The organism is Flavobacterium sp. PLA-DH12, from assembly GCF_059511845.1.
This window is the reverse complement of record NZ_JCAMPD010000011.1, coordinates 119009-143519: the sequence shown is the minus strand read 5'-3', so window position 1 is coordinate 143519 and position 24511 is coordinate 119009. Positions and strand designations below refer to the sequence as shown.

General features: G+C 33.9%; 25 protein-coding genes and 1 tRNA gene. 10 read left to right on the top strand and 16 right to left on the bottom strand.

The features are described from left to right. Positions 1–98 precede the first annotated feature (98 nt). The gene (locus tag AC5ZCW_RS19550) at positions 99–320 is read left to right on the top strand and encodes a hypothetical protein (protein WP_496121339.1); all 222 of its coding nucleotides are present in this window, start codon (positions 99–101) and stop codon (positions 318–320) included. 163 nt (positions 321–483) lie between these two features. Here AC5ZCW_RS19550 and AC5ZCW_RS19545 read toward each other — a convergent pair whose 3' ends face one another. After that, positions 484–732, bottom strand: coding sequence for a GIY-YIG nuclease family protein (locus tag AC5ZCW_RS19545; protein WP_343541144.1), 249 nt, complete (start codon positions 730–732; stop codon positions 484–486). Between the two features lie 66 nt (positions 733–798). Next, positions 799–872: transfer RNA gene (locus tag AC5ZCW_RS19540), tRNA-Ala, on the bottom strand. 342 nt (positions 873–1214) lie between these two features. On the opposite strand from AC5ZCW_RS19540, the gene AC5ZCW_RS19535 reads away from it, so the two are divergent. The 4 genes from AC5ZCW_RS19535 to AC5ZCW_RS19520 all read left to right on the top strand — a co-directional run bounded on the left by AC5ZCW_RS19535 (position 1215) and on the right by AC5ZCW_RS19520 (position 3648). After that, entirely contained in the window at positions 1215–1979 is a 765-nt protein-coding gene (locus AC5ZCW_RS19535; RefSeq protein ID WP_496121337.1) for an enoyl-CoA hydratase/isomerase family protein, read from the top strand. 182 nt (positions 1980–2161) lie between these two features. Continuing rightward, positions 2162–2338 (top strand): hypothetical protein, encoded by a 177-nt coding sequence (locus AC5ZCW_RS19530; protein ID WP_286970596.1) that lies wholly within the window; start codon positions 2162–2164, stop codon positions 2336–2338. A 33-nt stretch (positions 2339–2371) separates the two neighbouring features. After that, entirely contained in the window at positions 2372–2824 is a 453-nt protein-coding gene (locus tag AC5ZCW_RS19525) for a 6-pyruvoyl trahydropterin synthase family protein (RefSeq protein WP_095953962.1), read from the top strand. Positions 2825–2904: 80 nt separating this feature from the next. Then, positions 2905–3648 (top strand): UDP-2,3-diacylglucosamine diphosphatase, encoded by a 744-nt coding sequence (locus tag AC5ZCW_RS19520; RefSeq protein ID WP_095928326.1) that lies wholly within the window; start codon positions 2905–2907, stop codon positions 3646–3648. A gap of 101 nt (positions 3649–3749) precedes the next feature. Here AC5ZCW_RS19520 and AC5ZCW_RS19515 read toward each other — a convergent pair whose 3' ends face one another. The 9 genes from AC5ZCW_RS19515 to AC5ZCW_RS19475 all read right to left on the bottom strand — a co-directional run bounded on the left by AC5ZCW_RS19515 (position 3750) and on the right by AC5ZCW_RS19475 (position 12403). Next, positions 3750–4961 (bottom strand): cytochrome c3 family protein, encoded by a 1212-nt coding sequence (locus AC5ZCW_RS19515; protein ID WP_496121334.1) that lies wholly within the window; start codon positions 4959–4961, stop codon positions 3750–3752. 83 nt (positions 4962–5044) lie between these two features. After that, positions 5045–5401: a hypothetical protein gene (locus tag AC5ZCW_RS19510; protein WP_111425144.1), complete on the bottom strand. Its 357-nt coding sequence runs from the start codon at positions 5399–5401 to the stop codon at positions 5045–5047. A 96-nt stretch (positions 5402–5497) separates the two neighbouring features. Further along, complete coding sequence (locus AC5ZCW_RS19505; protein ID WP_343545008.1) at positions 5498–5854, bottom strand: hypothetical protein; 357 nt, start codon at positions 5852–5854, stop codon at positions 5498–5500. 160 nt (positions 5855–6014) lie between these two features. Beyond that, positions 6015–6929, bottom strand: a complete 915-nt coding sequence (locus AC5ZCW_RS19500; RefSeq protein WP_343545009.1) for an alpha/beta fold hydrolase — start codon at positions 6927–6929, stop codon at positions 6015–6017. Then, the gene (locus AC5ZCW_RS19495; protein ID WP_496121332.1) at positions 6930–8213 is read right to left on the bottom strand and encodes an MFS transporter; all 1284 of its coding nucleotides are present in this window, start codon (positions 8211–8213) and stop codon (positions 6930–6932) included. It lies immediately after the preceding gene. Then, on the bottom strand, positions 8200–9903 hold the full coding sequence (gene recJ / locus AC5ZCW_RS19490) for a single-stranded-DNA-specific exonuclease RecJ (protein ID WP_496121331.1): 1704 nt from the start codon (positions 9901–9903) through the stop codon (positions 8200–8202). The genes AC5ZCW_RS19495 and recJ overlap by 14 nt, the downstream gene beginning before the upstream one ends. 250 nt (positions 9904–10153) lie before the next feature. Beyond that, complete coding sequence (locus tag AC5ZCW_RS19485; protein WP_496121330.1) at positions 10154–10498, bottom strand: HopJ type III effector protein; 345 nt, start codon at positions 10496–10498, stop codon at positions 10154–10156. A gap of 87 nt (positions 10499–10585) precedes the next feature. Beyond that, positions 10586–11302, bottom strand: coding sequence for a 16S rRNA (cytidine(1402)-2'-O)-methyltransferase (gene rsmI / locus AC5ZCW_RS19480; protein ID WP_496121328.1), 717 nt, complete (start codon positions 11300–11302; stop codon positions 10586–10588). A gap of 45 nt (positions 11303–11347) precedes the next feature. Next, complete coding sequence (locus AC5ZCW_RS19475; RefSeq protein ID WP_496121326.1) at positions 11348–12403, bottom strand: DUF8457 domain-containing protein; 1056 nt, start codon at positions 12401–12403, stop codon at positions 11348–11350. Between the two features lie 235 nt (positions 12404–12638). Between AC5ZCW_RS19475 and AC5ZCW_RS19470 the strand changes: the two genes are divergently transcribed. Both AC5ZCW_RS19470 and AC5ZCW_RS19465 read left to right on the top strand, forming a co-directional pair. Continuing rightward, positions 12639–13229: a thymidine kinase gene (locus tag AC5ZCW_RS19470; RefSeq protein ID WP_177212547.1), complete on the top strand. Its 591-nt coding sequence runs from the start codon at positions 12639–12641 to the stop codon at positions 13227–13229. Between the two features lie 29 nt (positions 13230–13258). Continuing rightward, positions 13259–13696: a DUF8479 domain-containing protein gene (locus AC5ZCW_RS19465; protein WP_343545015.1), complete on the top strand. Its 438-nt coding sequence runs from the start codon at positions 13259–13261 to the stop codon at positions 13694–13696. 90 nt (positions 13697–13786) lie between these two features. Here the strand turns inward: AC5ZCW_RS19465 and AC5ZCW_RS19460 are convergent, their stop codons facing one another. From AC5ZCW_RS19460 to AC5ZCW_RS19440, 5 genes are all read right to left on the bottom strand, one after another. Next, positions 13787–14071, bottom strand: a complete 285-nt coding sequence (locus AC5ZCW_RS19460; protein ID WP_281634068.1) for a hypothetical protein — start codon at positions 14069–14071, stop codon at positions 13787–13789. Positions 14072–14311: 240 nt separating this feature from the next. Further along, positions 14312–15772, bottom strand: coding sequence for an RNA polymerase factor sigma-54 (rpoN, locus tag AC5ZCW_RS19455; RefSeq protein WP_177211862.1), 1461 nt, complete (start codon positions 15770–15772; stop codon positions 14312–14314). A gap of 135 nt (positions 15773–15907) precedes the next feature. Continuing rightward, positions 15908–17353 (bottom strand): asparagine--tRNA ligase, encoded by a 1446-nt coding sequence (asnS, locus tag AC5ZCW_RS19450; protein ID WP_177211863.1) that lies wholly within the window; start codon positions 17351–17353, stop codon positions 15908–15910. 175 nt (positions 17354–17528) lie between these two features. Further along, positions 17529–17720 carry a hypothetical protein gene (locus AC5ZCW_RS19445; protein WP_343545017.1) on the bottom strand — a complete coding sequence of 64 codons (192 nt, stop codon included), beginning with the start codon at positions 17718–17720 and terminating at the stop codon, positions 17529–17531. Between the two features lie 237 nt (positions 17721–17957). Next, on the bottom strand, positions 17958–20324 hold the full coding sequence (locus tag AC5ZCW_RS19440) for an efflux RND transporter permease subunit (protein WP_343545018.1): 2367 nt from the start codon (positions 20322–20324) through the stop codon (positions 17958–17960). Between the two features lie 288 nt (positions 20325–20612). Between AC5ZCW_RS19440 and AC5ZCW_RS19435 the strand changes: the two genes are divergently transcribed. From AC5ZCW_RS19435 to AC5ZCW_RS19425, 3 genes are all read left to right on the top strand, one after another. Continuing rightward, a complete protein-coding gene (locus AC5ZCW_RS19435; protein WP_177211866.1) occupies positions 20613–21374 on the top strand; it encodes a sensor histidine kinase in 762 nt (253 codons plus the stop codon). Next, complete coding sequence (locus AC5ZCW_RS19430) at positions 21337–22056, top strand: LytR/AlgR family response regulator transcription factor (protein WP_177211867.1); 720 nt, start codon at positions 21337–21339, stop codon at positions 22054–22056. Before AC5ZCW_RS19435 ends, AC5ZCW_RS19430 begins: the two co-directional genes overlap by 38 nt. Positions 22057–22169: 113 nt before the next feature. Further along, positions 22170–24440 carry a cation:proton antiporter gene (locus AC5ZCW_RS19425; RefSeq protein ID WP_496121324.1) on the top strand — a complete coding sequence of 757 codons (2271 nt, stop codon included), beginning with the start codon at positions 22170–22172 and terminating at the stop codon, positions 24438–24440. The last annotated feature ends 71 nt before the right edge of the window (positions 24441–24511 follow it).

Below are 24511 nucleotides of genomic sequence, written 5' to 3'. Positions count from 1 at the left end.
CAAAAATAAGAAACAATTTTAAAGAAATATCTTTCAAAAGATTTAGTTGTGTCAAAATAAGATTTATTAAAAAACAAAACACTTAACTGTTTGATAACATGAAAGATATTTTTAAATACTTACTTTTAATTAAAATTTTAATTATGGATATCAATTGGAACATAATAGCGGTTGTAGCAATATTGGTGGTTATTCTTGTTGTACTAACAATCAGAAAAAATCAGCGAGAAAAAAAGAAATTGGAAAAATTGTTAAATAACGATTTTAAAAAAGCTGAGAAAGCAGATGTTGACGCAGATGATGCGGCTAATGAGAAATAGTTTTTTTGTCATTTCGAACGAGAAATCACACTAGTAACTCGACAAAGATTAATGAAATTATAAAAAAACAAAGCCCTTGTAAAACTAGATTTACAAGGGTTTTTGTTTTTCTGTGGAGAATACCGGATTCGAACCGGTCACCTTCCCAATGCATCGGGATACTCTAGCCTTTTGTTTCTATTAGGCTTTCTATATATTTTCTACTTTTCATTTTTTTTATTTGCAATTCTCTTTTATATGCTTCGCTTCTTGTAAAGAATGTCTCAGAGTATTTTAATTCCCAATCTTTCGCAACTTTTGTGAATTTACTTCTGCTATTTAAATGATCTTGTAAACGCTGTTCAATATTTTGGCAAGAACCAACATAGTATTTGTCTAAGGTTTTTGAATATATAATGTAGATATAAAACATAAAATGTGTTTTAAAAAAAATACCCAAGCAGAATCAGTAACTGCTTGGGTATTTTTAAATTATTAGTGGAGAATATCGGATTCGAACCGATCGCCTCTACGCTGCCAGCGTAGCGCTCTAGCCAAATGAGCTAATCCCCCGTTTGTTGAGAAATAGAATTCGAACTATCATCTTCCCGATTTTTTATCGGGACGCTCTAGCCAAATGAGCTAATCCCCCGTTTGTTGAGAAATAGAATTCGAACTATCATCTTCCCGATTTTTCATCGGGACGCTCTAGCCAAATGAGCTAATCCCCCGTTTGTTGAGAAATAGAATTCGAACTATCACCTTCCCGATTTTTCATCGGGATACTCTAGCCAAATGAGCTAATCCCCCAAATGCGTTAACAAATAAAGACAATTAATTCTCAAAAAACAAATTTCCAGAAGTTTCGTATCAATTATTTTCAAAAGCGTAACTTTACCTTTAAATGTAATTTTTATGAGTTCAGAAAGTATAAAAGGCAGTTTAGAAACTTCTTTTCAGGATACAATTGCAACTATTGAGTTTGGGCATCCAGCTAGTAATTCTTTCCCGCGTCAGTTGTTAGATCGTCTCACGGCAGAAATTAATTTGCTAAGCAGAGATGAAAATGTTTCGGTTATTATTCTGAAAAGTGAAGGGGTGAGAGCATTTTGTTCTGGCGCTTCTTTTGATGAACTTTTGCAAGTTGAAAATGAAGAACAGGGTACAGAGTTCTTTTCGGGATTTGCTCATTTGCTTAACGCGATGCGTAATTGTAACAAATTAATTATTGGACGTGTTCAAGGAAAAGCGGTTGGCGGCGGCGTTGGCATTATTGCGGCTTGTGATTATGTTTTTGCTACGCCTGAAAGTGATGTGAAATTATCAGAATTAGCAATTGGAATAGGACCTTTTGTTATCGAACCAGCTGTTTCCAGAAAAGTAGGTAAAACTGCGATGGCAGAAATGACATTGGCAGCAAATGAATGGAAATCGGCAGAATGGGCAAGTCAAAAAGGACTTTTCTCTGTGGTTTGCGAATCTTTTAGTCTGGATCTTAAAATTGATGATTTTGCAAAAAGATTAAGTTCGTATAACCCAGAAGCATTATTGCAAATGAAAAAAATTATTTGGGAAGGAACTGAACAATGGGAATCACTTTTATTTGAACGTGCTGCCATTACGGGTAAATTGGTTTTATCTGAATTTACTAAAAATGCTTTGCTGCAGTTTAAAAAATAGACATGATATAAGTCATTGATTTTGGGTAAAGTCTAACATAGTTTTGAAAACAATTAATAAATAAATAATTATTTAGCCACAGATTATACGGATTAAAATGATTTTAAAATAATCCAATTAATTGTTTTATCCCGATAGCTATCGGGAGTGGCTAAAGAAAATATCAATAAATATAATTTAAAATGAAACTCATTTCTTTATTCCAAAAAGTTGACATTGCAGAGAAAATTAAAGATGCTCCAGACAGCGGTTATCAAATTGGCGTTGTCATTGGATCTTTCATTCCGTTTCTAGTTTTGGGCGGAATTGCTTTGTGGATGTATACTCGTGCTAAAAAAAGAGCTAAAAACGGCAATTAATTCGTAAATTTGCAAGCTTAAAATTAAAAATCGATGAGTAATATCAGAATTACAAAACAATTTAGTTTCGAAACCGGTCACGCTTTGTACGGTTACGACGGAAAATGCAAGAACGTTCACGGACACAGTTATAAATTATCGGTAACGGTTATTGGTTCGCCAATTACAGACCGATCGAATGTAAAGTTCGGAATGGTGATTGACTTTTCTGATCTAAAGAAAATTGTAAAAGAAGAAATCGTCGATCAGTTTGATCATGCAACTGTTTTCAATCAGACAACTCCGCATATCGAATTGGCAAATGAATTGAAAAACCGCGGACATCACGTTATCTTAGTAGATTATCAGCCAACAAGCGAAAATATGGTGGTTGATTTTGCAGATAGAATCGTTGCAAGGCTTCCAGAAGGGATTTCTCTTTTCTCATTAAAACTTCAGGAAACAGAATCATCTTTTGCGGAATGGTACGCATCTGATAATTTGTAAAAAAGTTAAAAGTGAAATGTGAAAAGTAAATTGCTTTTTCATTTCGCATCTTACATCTCACAATTCACATCTCACATTAAATGAAAAAAATATATTTTGCTTCAGATCAGCATTTTGGTGCGCCAACTCCAGAATTGAGTTTACCGCGTGAAAAGAAATTCGTGGCTTGGCTTGATGAGGTTAAGGAAGATGCAGAAGCAATTTTTTTATTGGGAGATTTATTTGATTTTTGGTTTGAATATAAAACGGTGGTTCCGAAAGGTTTTGTTCGAATTTTAGGCAAACTGGCTGAAATTCGCGACAGCGGAATTCCGATTTATTTTTTTGTCGGAAATCATGATTTGTGGATGAATGATTATTTTGAAACCGAATTGAATATTCCGGTTTATCATGATAACAAAGAATTTACTTTTAACGGAAAGACATTCTTGATTGGTCACGGAGACGGAAAAGGTCCTGGCGATAAAGGCTACAAAAGAATGAAAAAGGTATTTACAAATCCGTTTTCAAAATGGCTTTTCCGTTGGCTTCATCCAGATGTTGGCGTAAGTTTGGCTCAATATTTATCAGTAAAAAACAAACTGATTTCTGGTGACGAAGATGTGAAGTTTTTAGGTGAAGAAAATGAATGGCTTGTTTTATATGCCAAACGAAAACTAGAAACCAAACATTACAATTATTTCATTTTTGGACACCGCCATTTACCAATGATTATTCCGGTTGGAGAAAACTCCGAGTATGTAAATCTTGGAGATTGGATCGGCTATTTTACTTACGGTGTTTTTGATGGCGAAAAATTCGAGCTTAAAAAATTCGAGAAATAAGCAAGTCAAAAGTCCAAAGTCGAAAGTCGACAGTCAAAAGGGCAAATCTTATTGTTGAACTTAATTCAAAGTCCCTTGTCAAAAAAATTAAAACAAAATTTTTATTTTGCGCTCGTTGGGTAAATTCCGATTTTATGCGTTCGCAAAATGTATTCTGAAAGCTGTTTACTGTTTGAAAGCTGAAACTTAATTGCTCCAGATGCTTTTTTCGGCATGTGGCATTCTACACAATTGCTCGCCAATAACTTCTCTGGCATTGTTTTTAAAGTGGTTTCTTTGTGCTTTAAACCTTGATGACAACTCATACAGATTTTAGAATATGAAGCCATGTTTTTGGAAGCATTTTCATGCGGATTATGACAGGTAATACAATCCATTTTATCGCTTTTCATAAAACATTTGCTTTGCGCCATTAATCGATATTGATTGCCATGAACATCAAAATTTGTGGTATCATTAATACTTTTAGTCTCACGAAAGAATTCTGATAAATTATCTCCAGGTTTAAATTCAAAACGCGATTTTAATTTCATTCCATCATTTCCTGCGTGACATAAAGCGCAAGCATCTAGCTTTTGCTGTCTGTTTAAGGTTTTGAAACTCGTAATACTATTAGCAACTTTTACGTTTGGATTTTTTAAATGAAACTCAACATGTTTTTTTGCAGGACCGTGACAGCGTTCACAGTCAATTCCGTAAACAATTGTTTCTTTTCTGATGATATCTTCAACGTCCATAGACATCATATTTCTTTGTTCAGAATTTTGATTCACGCTTCGGCTGCTGGCATTTGAGGCGTGGCACGAATAGCAATCTTTTACCACCATTCGGTCAAAATAAGGCTTGTCGGCAGGAAAACCTGGACTTGTTGCCCAATTGTTTATAGAGTGATAAAAAGAAACTGGCAATTCGTATGTATTATTGTCTTTCCAGTAAACTGAAGTTTGAGCGTGTTTGGTTCCAAAAACAATTTCAAATTTGTATTTGGCTGTTTCTTTGCCATTTTTGTAAACGACTTGATACAAGCTGTCTCCATGTTTTTCCATCACCAATTTGGTGTCTTTATCATAAATGAAAGTGTGATTTTTAGAATCGAAATCACCCGAAACATTTCCTAAAATTGCTGGAGCGGTCGCTTTAAAATGCGAACTTTTGAACGCCATATCAGATTGTACTTTATGGCATTGTATACAACTTTCTGAACCCGCATAATCAGTTCCACGCGGATCAATGTATTCCTCTGATTTATTATTGCAGCTGGCAAAAAGAAGTGCCAGAACGGTTATGGTAAGTAGAAATGCAGCTTTTTTCATTGCTGTAAATATACTTTTTTTTGAATTGAATCAAAATATATTTCAATAATGAAAAAATGCTGTTAAAATATTTAGAATGTTTCTTAATTCATGCCAACTCCATAAACATATTCATCCAGTTCAATTTTAAATAAAGAACCTTCAACCAAATCTTTAATCGATTTTAATTCGGTCATGTTTACAGCCAGATCTATAGAATTGCAAGGTGTTTTCAATAAAAACTTATGGCAGGAGTATTTCATTTCGCAAGCTTCGCAACAAGCGTTTTCTATCATGCTGTCTTCAATTAAATCGCAAAAATGATTTAATTCCTGAACCGTAAAATAAAAGCCAGTTTCTTTAAAAACCAATTGCACTTTGTCGGAAATCGTAGTATTGTGATCTTTCCAGTAAAAAGCTATTCCAAAGTTGTTATGATATATCTGCTCAATTTCTCTCATCGTAAATCCTTTTATTTCAACAAATATAAATATTATTTATATTAATTCTAAATAAAAAAATCATAAAACTTTGAAAAAAATATTTTTGAGCACGCTTTAGTTCATACCCGAACCGTAGATATATTCATTAAGATTAAGTCGAAATAAAGAACCATCTACCAAGTCTTTTATAGAGTTTAATTCCATTGGTGATATTTCTAAATCTATAGCAACGTATGGTGTTTTCAATAAAAATTTATCGAAGGCGCGTTTTACGCCACGTGTATCGTAGTTGTTATGGTCTGTTACGCAGTCTTCAATTAAATCGTGAAATTCATTTAATTCCTCAACTGAAAAATAAAATCCCATTTGTTTAAAAAGCAACTGGATTTTATCTGATATAATTTCGTTGCCTTCTTTCCAATAAAATGAAATTCCAAAATCGTTTCGGTATATTTGCTCGATGTCTTTCATGGCAATTTTTTTAGGCCACAAAGATACGCACTCTTTGTATTAATACTTGACTAAGAAAAGCATAAAAAAAAGCTAAAAACCAATATGACTGTTTGATTTTTAGCTATTTATAAAGTGCTTGTGTTTTTGTTTTTTTACGAAATTCTATCTCGTAACAAAATTATTTGAGCCAATTTTTTAGCTTAGAAAGAAATGTTGCTTGTTGGTCTACAAATAAATAATGCGAGCAATTGTCAAGAAAAGCGAAATGTTTTTCTCCAGTTATTGTCTTCAGCGAATTGATTTGAGCTAATGAAAAGATACCATCATCTTTTCCGTAAATTCCATAAATAGGAACGCCAGCGGTTTTGATTTTCTTTAAAAAAGGCCTACTATCAATGTTGTTTTGCTTTTCGTTTTGATAGAAGAGAAGTGGAGCATTTTTATTTCTAATATTAGTTTTATAAAATTCACCAGCTTCATAATCGGCATATAATTTTTTAGATGCTGCTGTTGGATTTGGCATTTTAAAAAAGCCGTTTTCGCCAGCAAGTTCATAACATCCTTTTCTGTATTCGGCTGAGTTTTTATTAAGATTTTCAACAATGCTGATTTTTTTTAATTGCTCAGAATCGTTGCTGTACTTTTTCTTCAGCGTATTTAAAATGTGATCGTAAGTTTCCTGTTGAGAAAACAAAGCGCCCGCCAAAACCAAAGCGCTTACATTTTGCGGATATTTATGGGTATAAAGTGTCGCCACCAAACCTCCAAAACTATGGCCTAAAATAACAGCTTTCTTTAAATGATATTTTGTATAAATTGAATTCAGATCTTGAAAAGCTTCTTCGTAAGTAAATTTTGCATTAGGATCTGTAGATCTTCCTTCGCCTCTTCGGTCGTAAGCGATAACATAAAAGCCTTGATCGGCTAGTTTTTGAGCCGTTGTTCCTTCAAATAAGGTTGCGTTGCCACTTGGTCCCCCGTGAATGAAAATTATGGGCTTGTTCTTTTCATTTCCGTAAGTTTTGATATAGAGATTTTGCCCTTTTGCGAAAAAGGAAAATATTAGAAATAAAGAAAGAAAAAATGACTTCATCTATTCTAATTTATGATGATCGTCCATATCTTTTTTTAAATCTAAATTTCTAAAAGTTGGCGATTTCAATGCAGTGAAAACTACAGTTAAGAGCGTAACACTTCCTCCAAAAACAACAGAAGTCACTGCTCCCATCAATTTGGCAGTAGCACCACTTTCAAAAGCACCTAATTCGTTAGATGATCCAACAAAGATTGAATTTACGGCTCCCACACGTCCACGCATATGATCAGGAGTTTTAAGCTGTAAAATCGTCTGGCGGATAACTACTGAAATTCCATCAGCTAATCCGCTTAAGAATAAAGCGAAAACGGAAAGCCAGAAATAAGTGGAAAGCCCAAATAAGATAATCGACAATCCGAAAACAAATATGGCGATTAGAAGTTTTTTACCTGCATTTTTATATAAAGGTACATAAGCTGAAACAATCATCGTGATAAAAGCACCCACAGCAGGAGCAGCTCTTAAAATTCCGAAACCTTCAGACCCTACTTTCAAAATGTCTTGAGCAAAAACGGGTAATAAAGCTACCGCGCCTCCAAAAAGTACAGCAATCATATCAAGAGACAATGCGCCTAAAACAATTTTGTTTTTAAATACAAAAGTCAAACCTTCTGTAAGACTATCTTTTATTGATTCTCCAATCTTCGGATTGATGATTGGTTTTGCACTGATTTGCGATAAGGCGATTAAAGAAAGAATTGAGAATCCGAAAACCAAACACATTGACCAATGAACTCCAATCCAATTGATTGAAAATCCTGCTAATGCTGGTCCCATAACGGCTCCAATCTGCCAAACCGAACTGCTCCAAGTTGCCGCATTTGGGTATACTTTTTTAGGAATAATTAAGGATAAAAGCGAGAAGATAGTTGGTCCCATAAAAGCACGAACCAATCCTCCAAAAAATACTAAAGCATAAATTGAATACAAGATTACATTTGAAGAGCAACCGCCAACAACTTTTGGCCAAGTCAACAAAAATAGCCCAAAACTGATTACTGAAAATCCTAAAATACATTTTACCAATAATCCTTTCTTTTCTCTTTGATCGACAATATGTCCTGCAAATAAGGCCATTCCGACAGCTGGGATAACTTCCATTAAACCAATAATTCCTAACGAAAGCGGATTTTTAGTTAAACTATAAACTTCCCATTCGATTACAATGAATTGCATTGACCAGGCAAAAACCATCGCAAAACGCAATAATAAAAATACGTTGAATTCTCTATAACGAAGCGCCTGATACGGATCTGGCTTTTTTGATTTAATCTCTTCCATCTGTTCTAATGTCTTTCAGCATAAGCTGAGTTGAAATTGTACCGTTCCATTCATTTTCGGTGATGGTATAAGCCAGCTGAAACGGATTTTGATTTTTTGCTATGTTTAATTTTTTTCCGAGTCCAAAGCCAATTGCGGCGATTCCGTCGGAGTTATATTGTTTGACGAAAAGTCTTAAATGTTCTTCTTCTGCACCAAGAGTTTTGGCATAACCAGTGTCTTTTAAATCTCTGGTCATAAAAACAGGCGTCATATTTTGTGGGCCAAAAGGTTCAAATTGTTTTAAGATTCGAATTAGTTTTGGTGTAATGTCTGAGAAATTAATTTCGGCATCAACTTCGATTTCTGGAGTTCGCATTTCTGGAAGAATGGTTGTTTCGACTTGTTTTTCGAAAGCATCTTTAAAAAGCTGATAATTTTCAGCTTTTAAAGTCATTCCTGCTGCATACATGTGTCCTCCAAATTGTTCCAAATGTTCTGAACACGCATCGAGTGCATTGTAAACATCAAAACCTTTTACAGATCGGGCAGAAGCGGCATATTTATCGCCACTTTTTGTAAAAACCAAAGTCGGACGATAATAGGTTTCTATTAATCTCGAAGCTACAATTCCTATTACGCCTTTGTGCCAGTCTTCCTGAAATACAACAGTAGAAAAACGATCTTCTTCGTTGTTTTGTAAAATTTGCTGAAAAGCTTCTTTGGTAATTTTTTTGTCTAAATCTTTTCGGTCGGCGTTGTATTGTTCAATTTCTGAAGCGAATTGCTGTGCTTGCTCAAAATTAAATTCAGTCAATAATTCGACGGCATGATTTCCGTGTTTGATTCTTCCAGCGGCATTAATTCGAGGAGAAATAATAAATACGACATCGGTAATATCTAAAATTTTCTTTTTTACTTGATGAACTAGAGCTTTAATTCCGGGTCTAGGTTCGCTGTTGATGACTTTCAAACCGAAGTAAGCCAATACACGATTTTCACCTGTTATCGGAACAATATCTGCAGCAATTGCAGTAGCTACCAAATCTAGATACGGAACTAAATCTTCAATCGTTTCATTTCGATTCTGACCTAAAGCTTGTATCAATTTAAAACCAACTCCGCAGCCACACAGTTCATCGTAAGGATAAGAACAGTCTTCTCTTTTAGGATCTAAAACAGCAACCGCATCTGGAAGAAATTCTCCAGGACGGTGGTGATCACAAACAATAAAGTCGATGTTTCTCGCTTTCGCGTAAGCGATATGATCAATAGATTTGATACCGCAGTCGAGAGCTATAATTAAAGAAATTCCGTTATCGTCTGCATAATCGATTCCTTTGTACGAGATTCCGTAACCTTCGTCGTAACGGTCGGGAATATATGTAGCAATATGAGGATAATGTGATTTTAAATAAGCAGAAACCAAAGAAACGGCTGTTGTTCCGTCAACATCATAATCGCCAAAAACTAGAATGTTTTCTTCGTTTTGAATGGCTTGTTCGATTCTGGCAACAGCTTTGTCCATATCTTTCATCAAATACGGATCGTGTAAATGTTCTAAAGATGGACGAAAGAAATTCTTTGCCTCTTCAAAAGTTTCAATACCACGCTGAATCAAAAGCGTTGCGACAAAATCTTCTACATTTAAGGCTTGCGCCAAATGTTTGACTTTTTCTTCAGAAGGTTTTGGTTTTAAGGTCCAACGCATGGGTTGATTTTAGATTTTAGATTTTAGACTTCAGATTTGTGAAATCGTTTAATCTGATTGGTATTTTTTTTGCCACAGATTAAAAGGATTTAAAAGATTATTTTTTTGCCACGAATTACTCGAATTTCCACTAATTTAATTCGTGCTAATTTGAGTAATTGCTTCGCCTATTCGCTATCGCTCGGGTCGTGGCAACTTTCATATTAATCTGTGTTAATCTATTTAATCTGTGGCAGAAATATATTTTGTTTTATTTCGCTTCTAAAGCATTTCCTTCGAACTTAATTCCGTCCCAACCTAAGTTGATGAAATTTCTAATGTTTTGGTGATTTGTTCCGTTTGGATCTCCTAAAACTTCTTCAAAATAAAAAGCTCCAAAACACGCTAATGTTTCTTCCTTGCTTAAGTTTTGCAGTTTTGCGAAAGAAAATAATTTGCAAGAACCTGAGTTTTCGCCTGCAGCATTATGTTGTGTTCCGTTTTGAAAAGTGGTTGGTGTAAAGTTGTAATTTTCCTCGATTACTGCAATAGTTTCGGGAAATGTGATTTGTGTTGGAGTTTGTTTTACTTTTTCTAAAAAGGCTTGAATGCTCATGATTATGATTTGATTTTTTTTTGCCACGAATTTCACGAATTTCCACTAATTTAATTCGTGCTAATTTGTGTAATTCGTGGCGAATATTTATTCTTCGTCCTTCGAAAACTTACTTTTCTTAGGTTCTTTGGTTATTGTTTTTCCGGCAACGACAACTACGATTTCGCCTCGCGGTGCTGTTTTTTCGAAATGTGCTAAAACTTCTTTTGCAGTTCCGCGTACATTTTCTTCATGTAATTTTGATAATTCTCTCGAAACGCAAACTTGTCTGTCTTCTCCAAAATATTGCACGAATTCTGCTAAAGTTTTAACGAGTTTATGCGGAGAAACGTATAAAATCATTGTTCGGGTTTCTTCAGCTAAAACCAAAAATCTGGTCTGACGTCCTTTTTTATCAGGCAGGAAACCTTCAAAAACAAATTTATCATTTGGAAGTCCGCTGTTTACCAATGCTGGAACAAAAGCTGTTGCACCAGGAAGACATTCTACTTCGATTTTATTTTCTACACAAGCCCGAGTTAATAAAAACCCTGGATCTGAAATTGCGGGAGTTCCAGCATCTGAAATCAAAGCGATAGTTTCGCCAGCTTTCAAACGTGCAATTAAATTTTCGGTAGTTTTGTGCTCGTTATGCATATGATGGCTATGCATGTGCGTGCTAATCTCAAAATGCTTCAGCAGTTTTCCGCTTGTGCGCGTATCTTCCGCCAAAATCAAATCGACTTCTTTCAAAACCCGAATGGCTCTAAAAGTCATGTCTTCAAGATTGCCAATTGGCGTTGGAACGATATATAATTTTGACATAGTTGTTTATTCGTGAAATGTAAAATATGAGATGTGAAAATGACTTTATGAGAATTTTTTCTCGATAATTCCCATAAAGCGTTCCGCGTAATCGTCTTTTCCTTCCCAATTATTATAGTCTGGTTTTACCATGTCTTCGATAAAATCTTTTGCTTCACTATAAGAATCAAAAGTCATTAATTGGTTTAAAACACGGCTATAATCTTCTGTGCTGTTTCCAAAAAGATTTTTGGTGAAGGCAATTCTGTCGTTTAAATCGATATGAAAACCTCTTGCCAGTTTTTCGTTTAAGCTAACTGCTTTTTGCTGAACCGGAGTATCAAGAACAGCAGTTTCCACTTTTTTCTCTTCCTTTTTTTCTTCCTTAAAATCACTAATAGAAGGAGCTTTTACTGGCGGAACAGCTTCAAAACTTTCTACTTTTACAAATTGCGCATCGGCGTAATTTATTCCAAAATCTTCAAATAAAATTGTTGGTTGTGTAGAACTCGCAGCTTTTGGCTCTTCTTTAATTTCCTCCTTGATTTCTTCTTTTATTGGTTCTGTTTCTAATTCAAAAGCAGGTTTGAAATCTGGAATTGGTTTTGATTCATTTATAGTTGTAAAAGAAAGTTCTTCAGCAGGGTTTTTTATTTCCTTTTCAGATTCAATTATTTTCTCAGCAACTGGTTCTACAGTTTCTTCAATAATTGGTTCTTCAACTTCAGCAACGATTGGCTCAACAGTTTCTTCGATTACTGATTCTTCAACTTCAGTAATTGGTTCAGCAGTTTCAACAACTTCTGCTGGTTTTTCTTCTGAAATTTCAGGCTCGTAAGATTCTTCAAGTGCAATAACTTTTTCTTCAGCAGGAGCTTCAAGTTCAATTATAGCTGGAATTGCATCTTCTTTTTCAAAAATCGTTTCCAATTCAGAAACAATATCATTTTGTCCAATTGTTGGTTTTGCAGCGTCGAAATTCTCTTCGACAAATTTTAATACCGCTAATTTCTCATATAATTTCTGAGTTTCAAGATACAATTGATTGATATCGGATTTGTTTTTAAGTTTTAAAATTCGATGCGCAATGCTGATTAAATCAGCTTCCAATTTTTTTTTCATAACTGTTGAAATTATAGTGAATATGGTATTTTTGTGTATTTAATGTTTGAATGTCTCTATTCTCAAGGAAATTCAAGAGATAATTTTTAATTTCTGTTAATACGCTTTCGCGAATCTAAGGTTTGGTAAAAATTTTCTACTTTTGAAAAAATGTAAAACAGTACATTTTTACATTAATTTATTGCCAGTACAAAGTAATAAAAACTATTCATTTTTAAAGGTAGAAAAATACAAAATGTTTCTCGAAAATACAGTAAATCACAAAGAACAATTTGGTTGGATTGAAGTTATTTGTGGATCAATGTTTTCGGGTAAAACCGAAGAGTTAATCCGAAGATTAAAACGCGCCCAATTTGCCAAACAAAGAGTCGAAATCTTTAAACCCGCTATTGATACTCGTTATCATGACGAAATGGTTGTGTCTCATGATGCCAACGAAATACGCTCAACTCCAGTGCCTGCCGCTGCCAATATTCTGATTTTGGCGCAAGGCTGTGATGTGATTGGTATTGATGAAGCTCAGTTTTTTGATGATGAAATTATCACAGTTTGCAACGATTTGGCCAATCAGGGAATTCGTGTGATTGTGGCAGGATTAGATATGGATTTTAAAGGAAATCCGTTTGGGCCAATGCCAGGCTTGATGGCAACAGCAGAATATGTTACTAAAGTTCATGCAGTTTGCACCAGAACTGGAAATTTAGCAAATTATAGTTTTAGAAAAACCGATAACGATAAATTGGTGATGCTTGGGGAAACAGAAGAATACGAACCACTTAGCCGTGCAGCGTATTTTAATGCAATGAAGAAAAACGAGGAAAAATAATCTTATTTTTATTTCAATTATTAAAAGCGATGCAAGAAAAACAAAAGACAAAAAAACAGAACATTTTATTATTAGTTATTATTGGAATTGCTTTGGCTGTTGCGGCATATTTTCAGTTTTTCCTTTCGGAAAAAGCGGATGAGGTTAGTACCGAAATAACAGAATTAGTTGAAAAATATAATAAAAGCTGTCCGTTAAATATTCAGGAAGGAATTCGTTTAGATAGTGTCACTTTGCCACAGGAAAGAACTGTTCAGTATAATTTAACCTTGATGAAAGTGGCTAAAGAAACTGCGGAGATTAGTGTAATTCAGGAAGAAATTAGAAAAAGTCTTTTAAGCACAGCAAAGGCAAATCCTGGACTGCAGGTTTTTAGAGAAAACGATTATACACTGAATTATAGTTATAGTGATAAAAAGAAAGTGTATTTATTTACGATAAAAATACTGCCTGATCAGTATAAATAATTAAACTTATATGTTGTAAACCCGACAGGTTTTTGGAGCCTGTCGGGTTTGTTTTTTTATAAGAATTGAAGAAAGAGTTGTTTGAGTATTTTATTCAACAGTTGTTGTTGAATTGTTTTTTAGTAATTTTTCTTCTTCATTTTTATCATAAATCAAATTGAATTTTTTGGATAATGTTCCTGATGCTGTATAAATAATCCAATAGATAATTGGAAGAGGTGTGCATCCTAATAAATAACCGGGCGTAATTTCAATTCTTTTTGTATTTGATGAATATAGGTCAAAAATAATAGTAATGCATAAACAAACTGCAAAGTACATGAACAAGTAGAGTAAATGTAATAGATATGAATTGACTTTTTTTGAAATTTTCATTTTCTGTTTTTTAATTGCAATATAATAAAAATCAGTTTGTTGTTTTTGAAGTAAGTACGAGGATAATCAAAGTTGAAAATTATTTATGTTAATCAGATTATGATTTCGCTGAATCATAAAAAAGATTAGTATCTGAAATTATTGAAATTTTTATAAAACAAAACCCGACAGGTTTTAAAACCTGTCGGGTTTACTATTTAAATGAACTTATATTTTTTCTTATAAGAATTAAAAGAAATCTTAAATCTTCTTTCTCATTCTCGCAACCGGAATATCTAATTGTTCACGATATTTTGCAATAGTTCTTCTTGCGATAGGATATCCTTTCTCTTTTAAGATTTCAGCCAATTGATCGTCTGGAAGCGGCTTTCTCTTATCTTCTTCTTCAATCGTATTTTGAAGAATCTTTTTTATTTCTAAAGTCGAAACGTCTTCTCCCTGATCATTTTTCATGGCTTCAGAGAAGAATTCTTTAATCAATTTAGTTCCGTATGGTGTTTCTACATATTTGCTGTTTGCCACACGTGAAATCGTCGAAATATCCAAACCAACCATATCAGCAATATCTTTTAAGATCATTGGTTTTAGTTTGGTTTCATCACCATCTAAGAAATATTCTTCCTGATAATGCATAATTGCATTCATCGTTACAAAAAGTGTTTCCTGACGTTGTCTAATCGCATCAATAAACCATTTAGCAGAATCTAGTTTTTGTTTGATGAACTGAACGGCATCTTTCTGCGCACTCGATTTATCACGAGATTCTTTGTACGTCTGCATCATTTCCTGATAATCCTTAGAAACGTGTAGGGAAGGAGCATTTCTTCCGTTTAAAGTTAGTTCCAGTTCACCGTCAACAATTCTGATGGCAAAATCTGGAACAATATTTTCTGTAACTTTATTGTTTCCTGCAAAAGAACCACCCGGTTTTGGATTTAATCTTTCAATTTCATGAATTGCTTTTTTAAGCTGTTCGTTAGAAACGCTGTATTTCTGTAAAAGCTTATCGTAATGTTTCTTTGTAAAAGCATCAAACTGATTTTCGATAATGTCAATGGCTAAATCAACATATTCAGTTGGTGTTTTATGTTTTAGTTGAAGCAGTAAACATTCTTGTAAATCACGTGCGCCGACTCCCGAAGGTTCCAATTCATGAATTACCGTCAACATTTTTTCAACCATTGCTTCGTCAGTATAAATTCCCTGAGTGAAAGCCATGTCGTCTACAATGTCCGGAATACTTCTTCGGATATAACCCATATCATCAATACTTCCAACAAGGAATTCAGCGATTTCGCGCTCTTCATCGTTCAAAATAAAAGTATTCAGCTGATTGATTAAGTCCTGATGAAAACTTATCGGAGCCGCAAATGGCGTTTCACGTTCCTCGTCGTCGCTGTAATTGTTTACCTGAGTTTTGTAATCAGGCGTATCATCGTCGCTTAGATATTCGTCAATATTAATGTCGTCTGCTTCGATTCTGTCAGATTCTGCATCATCATAATCGTCGTAGTCTTCATTAGCGTATTCATCAGCTTCGTAATCATCTTCTTTTCCAGCTTCAAGAGCCGGATTTTCGTTCATTTCTTCTAATAAACGCTGTTCAAAAGCTTGCGTAGGCAATTGAATTAACTTCATCAGCTGAATTTGCTGTGGAGATAATTTTTGGGATAATTTTAAATTTAAAAATTGCTTTAGCATAAAAAAAGTTGCTAAGATACTAAGCTCCTGAGAGGCTAAGTATCTTATGTTGACGAATTGAATTCGCGTAAAATTATTTTATTTATATTTTAAAAAACTTAGAATCTTAGTGTCTTAGCATCTTAGAAGCTTAGATTAAAACTCAGCACTTCCAGGAGTTCTTGGGAAAGGAATTACGTCTCTAATGTTTGTCATTCCAGTTACAAACAATACTAAACGCTCAAATCCTAAACCGAAACCTGCGTGAGTTGCCGATCCAAATCTTCTAGTGTCTAAGTACCAGTATAATTCTTCTTTATCAATTCCTAGTTTTTCCATTTTCTCAACTAGAACGTCGTAACGCTCTTCTCTTTCAGAACCACCAACGATTTCTCCAATTCCAGGGAAAAGGATATCCATTGCACGAACAGTTTCTCTTCCTGGCTCTGTGTTGTCGTTCAAACGCATGTAAAACGCTTTGATGTTTGCTGGGTAATCGTATAAAATTACTGGACATTTAAAGTGTTTTTCAACCAAGAAACGTTCGTGTTCTGACTGTAAATCAGCTCCCCATTCGTTGATTAAATATTGGAATTTCTTCTTTTTATTTGGAGTTGAATCTCTTAAAATATCAATTGCTTCTGTATAAGAAACACGTTTGAAGTTGTTTTCCAATACGAAGTTTAATTTCTCTAACAAAGCCATTTCGCTTCTCTCAGCCTGTGGTTTTGATTTTTCTTCTTCAAGAAGTCTTCCTTCTAAGAATGCTAAATCGTCTTTACAGTTGTCTAAAGCATATTTAATTACGTACTGAATAAAATCTTCAGCCAAATCCATGTTGTCATCGAGATCGTTGAAAGCAACTTCAGGCTCGATCATCCAGAATTCTGCCAAGTGACGAGAAGTGTTTGAGTTTTCAGCTCTAAACGTTGGTCCAAAAGTATAAATTTGCCCCAAAGCCATTGCGAAAGTTTCACCTTCTAATTGTCCAGAAACGGTCAAGTTGGTATGCTTTCCAAAGAAATCTTTTTTGAAATCAATATTTCCTTCTTCATTTTTTGGAAGATTATCCAATGGTAAAGAAGTAACTTGGAACATTTCTCCAGCACCTTCAGCGTCAGCTCCAGTAATAATTGGCGTGTTTACATATACGAAACCTTTTTGCTGAAAATAGCTGTGAACCGCATAAGATAAAACCGAACGCACACGCATAATCGCACCAAAAGCATTTGTACGTACACGCAAGTGAGCGTTTTCACGTAAAAATTCTAAAGAGTGTTTTTTAGGCTGCATTGGAAATTTCTCTGCATCAGAATCTCCAAGGATTTCAAGTTTGTTTACTTGAATTTCGTATTTCTGACCCGCACCTTTACTTTCAACCAAAGTTCCAATTACAGAAACCGCAGCTCCAGTCGTGATTCTTTTTAAAGTCTCTTCTGGAGTATTTTCAAAGTCAACAACACATTGAATATTATTAATTGTAGAACCGTCATTTAGCGCGATGAACTGATTATTTCTAAAAGTTCTCACCCATCCTTTTGCATTCACTTCCTGTAGCGTCGTCGTACTGTTTAATAAGTCTTTAACCTTTGTGTGTCTCATTTTAATTTTAGATTTATAGATTGCTGATTTTACATCAAAATAAAACCAGTGTTTTTTATATCGAATTGCAAATATAAACGATAATAATTAATTTTTGAAGCTGTTTATCTATCAGTATATCTTTATGTTTTTATGATAACAGTAAAGAAGACTTTTTAGAAAGACAGATAGGATATTACTTTGCAATTGCTTTTTGTAATGCCGGACTCATAATCATCATAATTTGAAATAGGGTCAGCATGATCGGCATGACTACCTTTTGTTGAAATACAACAGATTTGTTAAAGGCATAATGCATTTTAGAATCCTTTAAATCTGGATTTTTTTCAACCATTTTAGTAATCGATTTCATTATATCTTTGTTCATAAAATGCATTATGATTGGAGATAAACTAAAAAAGATTAATAAAAAAAAGCAAAACAGATTCATCATTTCTTTAATGTAAAGATATTTATGGATTAGAATTAAAGGAATAAAGCTTCCTGCAAAGTATAATATTTGCTTTCTGTTACCCATAAAACTTACATTCAAAAACTTATAAATAGTATAATTTAATGAAATAAAATATGTTAAATATAAAATTTTAAGAACGAAGCCCATTTCTTACTTCTCCAAATTCTCCAATTCCTCTTTCCTTGTTTTCTTTTTCTCGAAAGTCAAAACTAGCGATGGTAAAACAACCAAATTAGCAAACATTGCAAAAACCAAAGTGCAAGAAATTAATCCTCCTAAAGCAATTGTTCCGCTGAAGCTTGATAAAGTAAAAGTTGCAAAACCTAAGATCAAAACTATAGAAGTGTAGAATGTACTTACTCCAGTTTCTCTTAAAGCGCTGAAAACAGATTTTTTTACTTTTCCTTTGTTTTGAGTCAATTCATCTTTGTATTTCGCCATGAACTGAATGGCATTATCAACCGAGATTCCGAAAGCGATACTGAATACCAAAATCGTCGAAGGTTTTAACGGAATTCCGAAATAACCCATTAATCCCGAAGTGATGCAAAGCGGTAAAATATTCGTAATCAAAGAAGCTGCTACCATTTTGAACGAACGGAATAAATACAGCATTAAGATTGCAATAGTTAAAATTGCAAACAATAATGATTCAATTAAGTTATGCGCCAAATAAGTTGTTCCTTTCTGGAAAACCAATGCTTTTCCTGTAATCGTAACTTCGTAACGGTCTTTCGGGAAAATTTCGTCAATTTTCTTGCGAAGTTTTCCTTCTACTTTTGCCATTTCATCCGTACCAATATCTTTCATAAAAGTCGTGATTCGGGCATATTGTCCAGTCGAATCAACATACGCTTTCATTAAGTTTTCTTTACTGTTTTTGGTTGCATTTTTAGCATAACCCAAAATAAAAGTCTGCTCCTGAGAAGTTGGCAATTGGTAATATTCAGGGTTTCCGTTGTAGAAAGCCTGTTTTGCATATTTAACCAAGTTTACAACAGAAACTGGTTTTGCCAATTCTGGAATTTCAGAAATGGTATTTTGCAATTCGTCCATTTTGCGAATTGTCGATGGCTTCATAACACCTTTTTTCTTTTTGGTGTCAATCATAATTTCAAGTGGCATTACACCGTTGAACTCTTTTTCGTAAAATAAAATATCCTTAAAGAAAGAAGCGCTTTTCGGCATTTCGCCAATCAAACTTCCTGAAACTTTCATTTGTCTAACTCCATTCAAACTCACAAGAAACAGAACAGCGTAAATGCAATAAACAATTGTCTTTTTGCCTTTAACGATAGTTGTAACTGTATTTAAAAGTGTCGAAATGTAAGTTTTGTCTAAGTGATATAAATGTTTTTCTTTTGGCAATGGCATAAAACTGTAAATAATTGGCACGATAAAAAGTGTCAAAGTATAAACAGAAATCACGTTGATAGAAGTTACCAATCCAAACTCAAAAAGCAGTTCGTTTCCTGTAATCATTAAGGTTGCAAAACCAATTGCAGCCGTTAAGTTGGTCATAAAAGTCGAATGCCCAATTTTTGAAATAACACGCTGTAAAGCTTTTGCCTGATTGTTGTGTATTTTGATTTCCTGCTGATATTTGTTGATCAGGAAAATACAGTTTGTAATTCCGATTACAATAATCAGCGGCGGAATAATTGCTGTTAAAATCGTGATTTTATAACCAAATAATCCAAGCGTTCCAAACGACCAAGTTACTCCGACAATTAAAATACAGATTGAAATAAACGTAGCTCTGAACGAACGGAAGAAGAAAAAGAAAATCAAAGAAACGGTCAATAAAGACGCTCCAATAAATAATCCGATTTCGCCTTTCATGTTGTCCGCGTTAATCGTTCTGATGTATGGCATTCCAGAAACTTTAAGATCGATTCCAGTTGTTTTTTCAAATTTATCGATTTTAGGAACTAAATCATTTAAGATAAAAGTCTTTCTTTCTGCCGTATTTACCAACGCTTTGTTCATGTAAATCGCAGATCGAACGCTTCCGCTTTCTTTGTTAAACAGCAATCCTTCGTAAAAAGGAAGATTGTGAAACAAATCGTATTGGACGCTTTTTAAATAATTGGCGTCAAGTACTTTGCTTTCATCAATAAACGGTGCTAGAACAAACTTTTGGTTTACCGTATCTTTTTCAAGTTTCTTTAAATCATTCAAAGAAATTACCAAATCAACTTCTTTGGCTTTTTTCAAACCGTTCATCAATTCGGTCCAAGCTGCATAATTTTTTGGTGTAAAGAATTTAGGATCTTTAAAACCAATAACAATTAAGTTTCCTTCTTCGCCAAATTTGTCTAAGAATTTTTGATAATCTTTATTTGCAACATGATCTTTCGGAAGCAGGTTTGCTTCGGTGTAAGTCATAGAAAGATTCTTCCACTGATAACCAAAGAAAATAGTTAAAGCAGAAAGTATAACCAGAATAGTAATTCGGTTTTTAAGTATGATTCGGGCAAGTTTTTCCCAAAATCCAACTTGGACAGTGTTTTTCATAAAATCTTTAAAAATGGATGCAAATGTAGTGAAAAGTGCTCGAAATCATAAATATTCCGTTCTATTTTACTTAACGTTAACACAAATTTGAAAGTGTCATTATTGTGATAATCTGTCCGTTTTTACTTCTAAACCATTAGGTTTTCTCATATTTGCATATAATTTCTATTTCGAGAAGATTTGAATCGGATGGTTTTCCTAATGAAAAAGGTCTCACAATGCCTTAACAGATTGGAGCAGATTCAGTAATTTTATTCTTGAATTTGTCATAAATATAAAAAGAAGCAAATGCAGCAAAACAATACAACAACTTTTATTTTTCTGGCAATTCTATTGCTTTTGATCGTCATTATTTGTTTTATGGTCTATCAATTGATGCAGGCCAAAAAAGCAAAAGAAGATGCCGAAAAAAGTTTTTATGCATTGGAAGTAAAGGTGAACGATTTACAATTGGAAAATTTAGAATCGAAACTGAATCCGCATTTGTTTAAGAATATCCTGAATTCGATTCAATCGCATGCGTATCAGACTTATTTTGCTCTGGATAAACTGGCCAATGTTTTGGATTATATTTTGTACGAAAGCAAAAAGAAGTTTGTAACGGCCAAAGAGGAAATTGATTTTGCTTTGAATTTAATCGAAATCAATAAAATTAAAATCAGTCCGCTTTTTGAACTTAAGGTTAAAACCAACATTAATGAGGAAGATAAATTGTACGATCAGCCTTTACTGGCGCCTTTAATTTCGATTGATTTAATTGAAAATGCATTTAAACACGCCGATCTTCAAAGTGCAGATGCTTTTATTTCGGTAGTTTTTGAATTTAAAAACAATGCTTTTTTTATGACGGTTTCCAATAAAATCTCCGATAAAAAAGTACTGAAAAAAGAACGAAGCGGTTTTGGCCATGCGACTCTAGAACACCGCCTTCGCATTATTTATAAGAATAATTTCAAACTCGATAAGTTTGTAGAAAATGATGTCTACATTGCTCATCTAAAAATAGATTTACTTGAATACAAAACTGAAATGCTTGCTTCTGGACGATGAGATTCCAGGATTGACTTATTTGAAAATGCTTTGCGAGCAAATTCCAGAATTGGAAATTGTAAAAACATTTAATAATCCGCAAAAACTATTATCTGATATTCCAGAACTGGATTTTGATCTTTTGATTTCTGATATCGAAATGCCAGGAATGGACGGTCTTCATTTGGCTGAACTGCTAGATCATAAATTGGTCATTTTTTGTACCGCGTATAAAGAATATGCAGCCGATGCTTTTAATATTGATGCTGTAGATTATATCACAAAACCTGTGAAATTAGAACGGCTTCAAAAAGCAGTTTCGAAAGCGCTGGAACGTTTCGATAAATCAGATAATTCAAAAAAGTTTATTCAGCTTAATACCGACAAAGGAAAAACGCTGCTGTATTTTAATAAAATTCAATATATAAAAACCGCTTTGAGCGATAGCCGAGACAAAACGGTTCTGCTTGCTGATGGAAGTTTTCTGAATTTGAAAAATGTGAAATTCGATACGCTTTTAAATGAATTGCCAGATGCCGATTTCTGCCGAATCAATAAAAAAGAAATTGTAGCTGTAAAAGCCATCAAATTCTTTAATCATAATGAAATTGTGCTTCATCATTTGGAAGAAAACAATAAAAATACAGCCTTAATTTTAAGTGAAACCTATCGTTCTGATTTTTTGAAAAAAGTAAAGTTATAACTTATTACAAAGTTTTTCCGACTTGTTACATACATTGAAAATTAGCAGGAAATTTGCTTTTTCACTTAAAACTCAGTTCTGATATTTGCTGCAATAAATTTAAAGAACGAGTTATGAATAAGATTAAGAACTCTCTATTCTACGTAACAATTATTGGTGGTTTTACCGCCCTAATATATTGGGTAATTTCAAAAGGCGTCTCATTAGAAGCAGGGCGTCATATTGTAAAGAAAAGTGTCGAAAGTAATCATTGGAAAGATTTTCTGCATTCGATGGTCGATAATTTACAGCATCCTTTGGCCATCTTATTGGCACAAATCATTACTATAATTTTAGTGGCACGTTTATTTGGCTGGTTTTTTAGAAAAATTGGACAACCTTCTGTAATTGGCGAAATGATTGCTGGAATTGTTTTAGGCCCCTCTTTGGTCGGAATGTATTTTCCGGAGTTTTCGGCCGCTTTATTTCCAAAAGAGTCTTTAGGAAATTTACAGTTTTTAAGCCAAATCGGTTTAATTCTTTTCATGTTTGTTATCGGAATGGAATTGGATCTGAAAGTACTGAAAAATAAAGCGCACGATGCTGTTGTTATCAGTCACGCTAGTATTGTTATTCCGTTTGCTTTAGGATTGTCATTGGCCTATTTTATATATGAAACTTTTGCGCCTCAGGGAGTTGAATTTTCATCTTTTGGATTGTTTATGGGTATCGCGATGAGTATTACGGCTTTTCCTGTTTTGGCTAGAATAGTTCAAGAACGCGGCATGCAGAAAACCAAATTAGGAACCATTGCGATCACTTGTGCGGCTGCAGACGATATTACAGCTTGGTGTATTTTGGCAGTTGTTATTGCAATTGTAAAAGCAGGTTCGCTTTCAAGTTCGTTATATGTAATCGGAATGGCAATTTTATATGTGATCATCATGCTAAAAATTGTTCGTCCGTTCTTAAAAAGAGTAGGGGATTTAAATGCAACGCGTGAAAGTTTAAATAAACCAGTTGTTGCTATTTTCTTTATCACACTTTTAATTTCGGCTTATGCTTCAGAATTAATCGGTATCCATGCTTTGTTTGGTGCTTTCTTGGCGGGAGCAATTATGCCAGAAAACAATAAATTCAGAAATATATTTATTGAAAAAGTCGAAGATGTTTCGATCATTGTTTTATTGCCTTTGTTTTTTGTGTTTACAGGTTTGCGTACACAAATCGGATTATTGAATGATCCTGAATTATGGAAAATTACAGGTTTGATTATTTTGGTTGCTGTAGTTGGTAAATTCTTCGGAAGTGCTTTGGCGGCAAAATTTATGGGACAAAACTGGAAAGACAGTTTAGCAATAGGTGCTTTGATGAATACAAGAGGTTTAATGGAACTGGTAGTTTTAAATATCGGTTACGACCTTGGTGTGTTGTCTGCAGAAATTTTTACCATGATGGTAATTATGGCGTTGCTGACTACTTTTATGACCGGTCCAGCATTAGATCTTATCGAGTTTATTTTTAAAGATAAAATTACAGCTGTTCCAGAAGAAATCGGAACTAAGAGTAAATATAAAATCCTGCTTTCATTTGCTACTCCAGAAAGAGGTAAAAAGTTACTTCAGATTGCTAATAGTTTAGTTAAAAAACAAGGAGATAATTCTGTTGTAGCCGCGATGCATGTGTCTTTAAGTACCGAAGTGCATTCTTTTGATGTTAAAGAACACGAACGCAAAATGCTGGTTCCGATTATCGAAGAATCAAATCGTCTGAATCAGAATGTGGTGAGTTTGTTTAAAGTTTCTAATGATATTGATTCAGATATTATTGATACGGCTAATCAAGGCGAATATGATTTATTGTTGGTTGGTTTAGGGCAATCTATTTTTGACGGAACTTTACTCGGAAAAATACTTGGCTTTACTACTCGAATTGTAAATCCAGATCGTTTGATTGATAAGTTTACAGGAAAAGAAGGATTGTTTGAGAATTCTCCTTTTGATGAAAGAACGCGTCATATTATTGCAAAGTCTAAAATGCCGGTCGGAATTTTTATTGACAAAGACCTAGAAGAAGTGAATCAGGTTCTGATGCCTGTTTTTAGTAAAGAAGATTCCTTTTTGATTGAATATGCTAAAAAATTAATCAATAATAACGGTTCTCAAATTACAGTTTTAGATGCTGGTGGAGAAGTGAAAAATACTAGAGAAATTCAAGAAACCATTCGTTCCATTGAACAGATTGCCCCAAATCACATCATGATTATGAATGACAGAACCTTGAAAAAAGAGTTTTTAGAAAGCCAAGATTTGATGATTATCAGTCTGGAAAGCTGGAAAAAACTAATAGAATCTCAAAGTATTTGGCTAAATAATTCTCCATCAGTTTTGATTCTGAAACCGTAAATTTTTTGAAATTCCAAAATTTTAAAATCCCAAATTCCAATTTTACTTATTGGGGTTTGGGATTTTTTTTA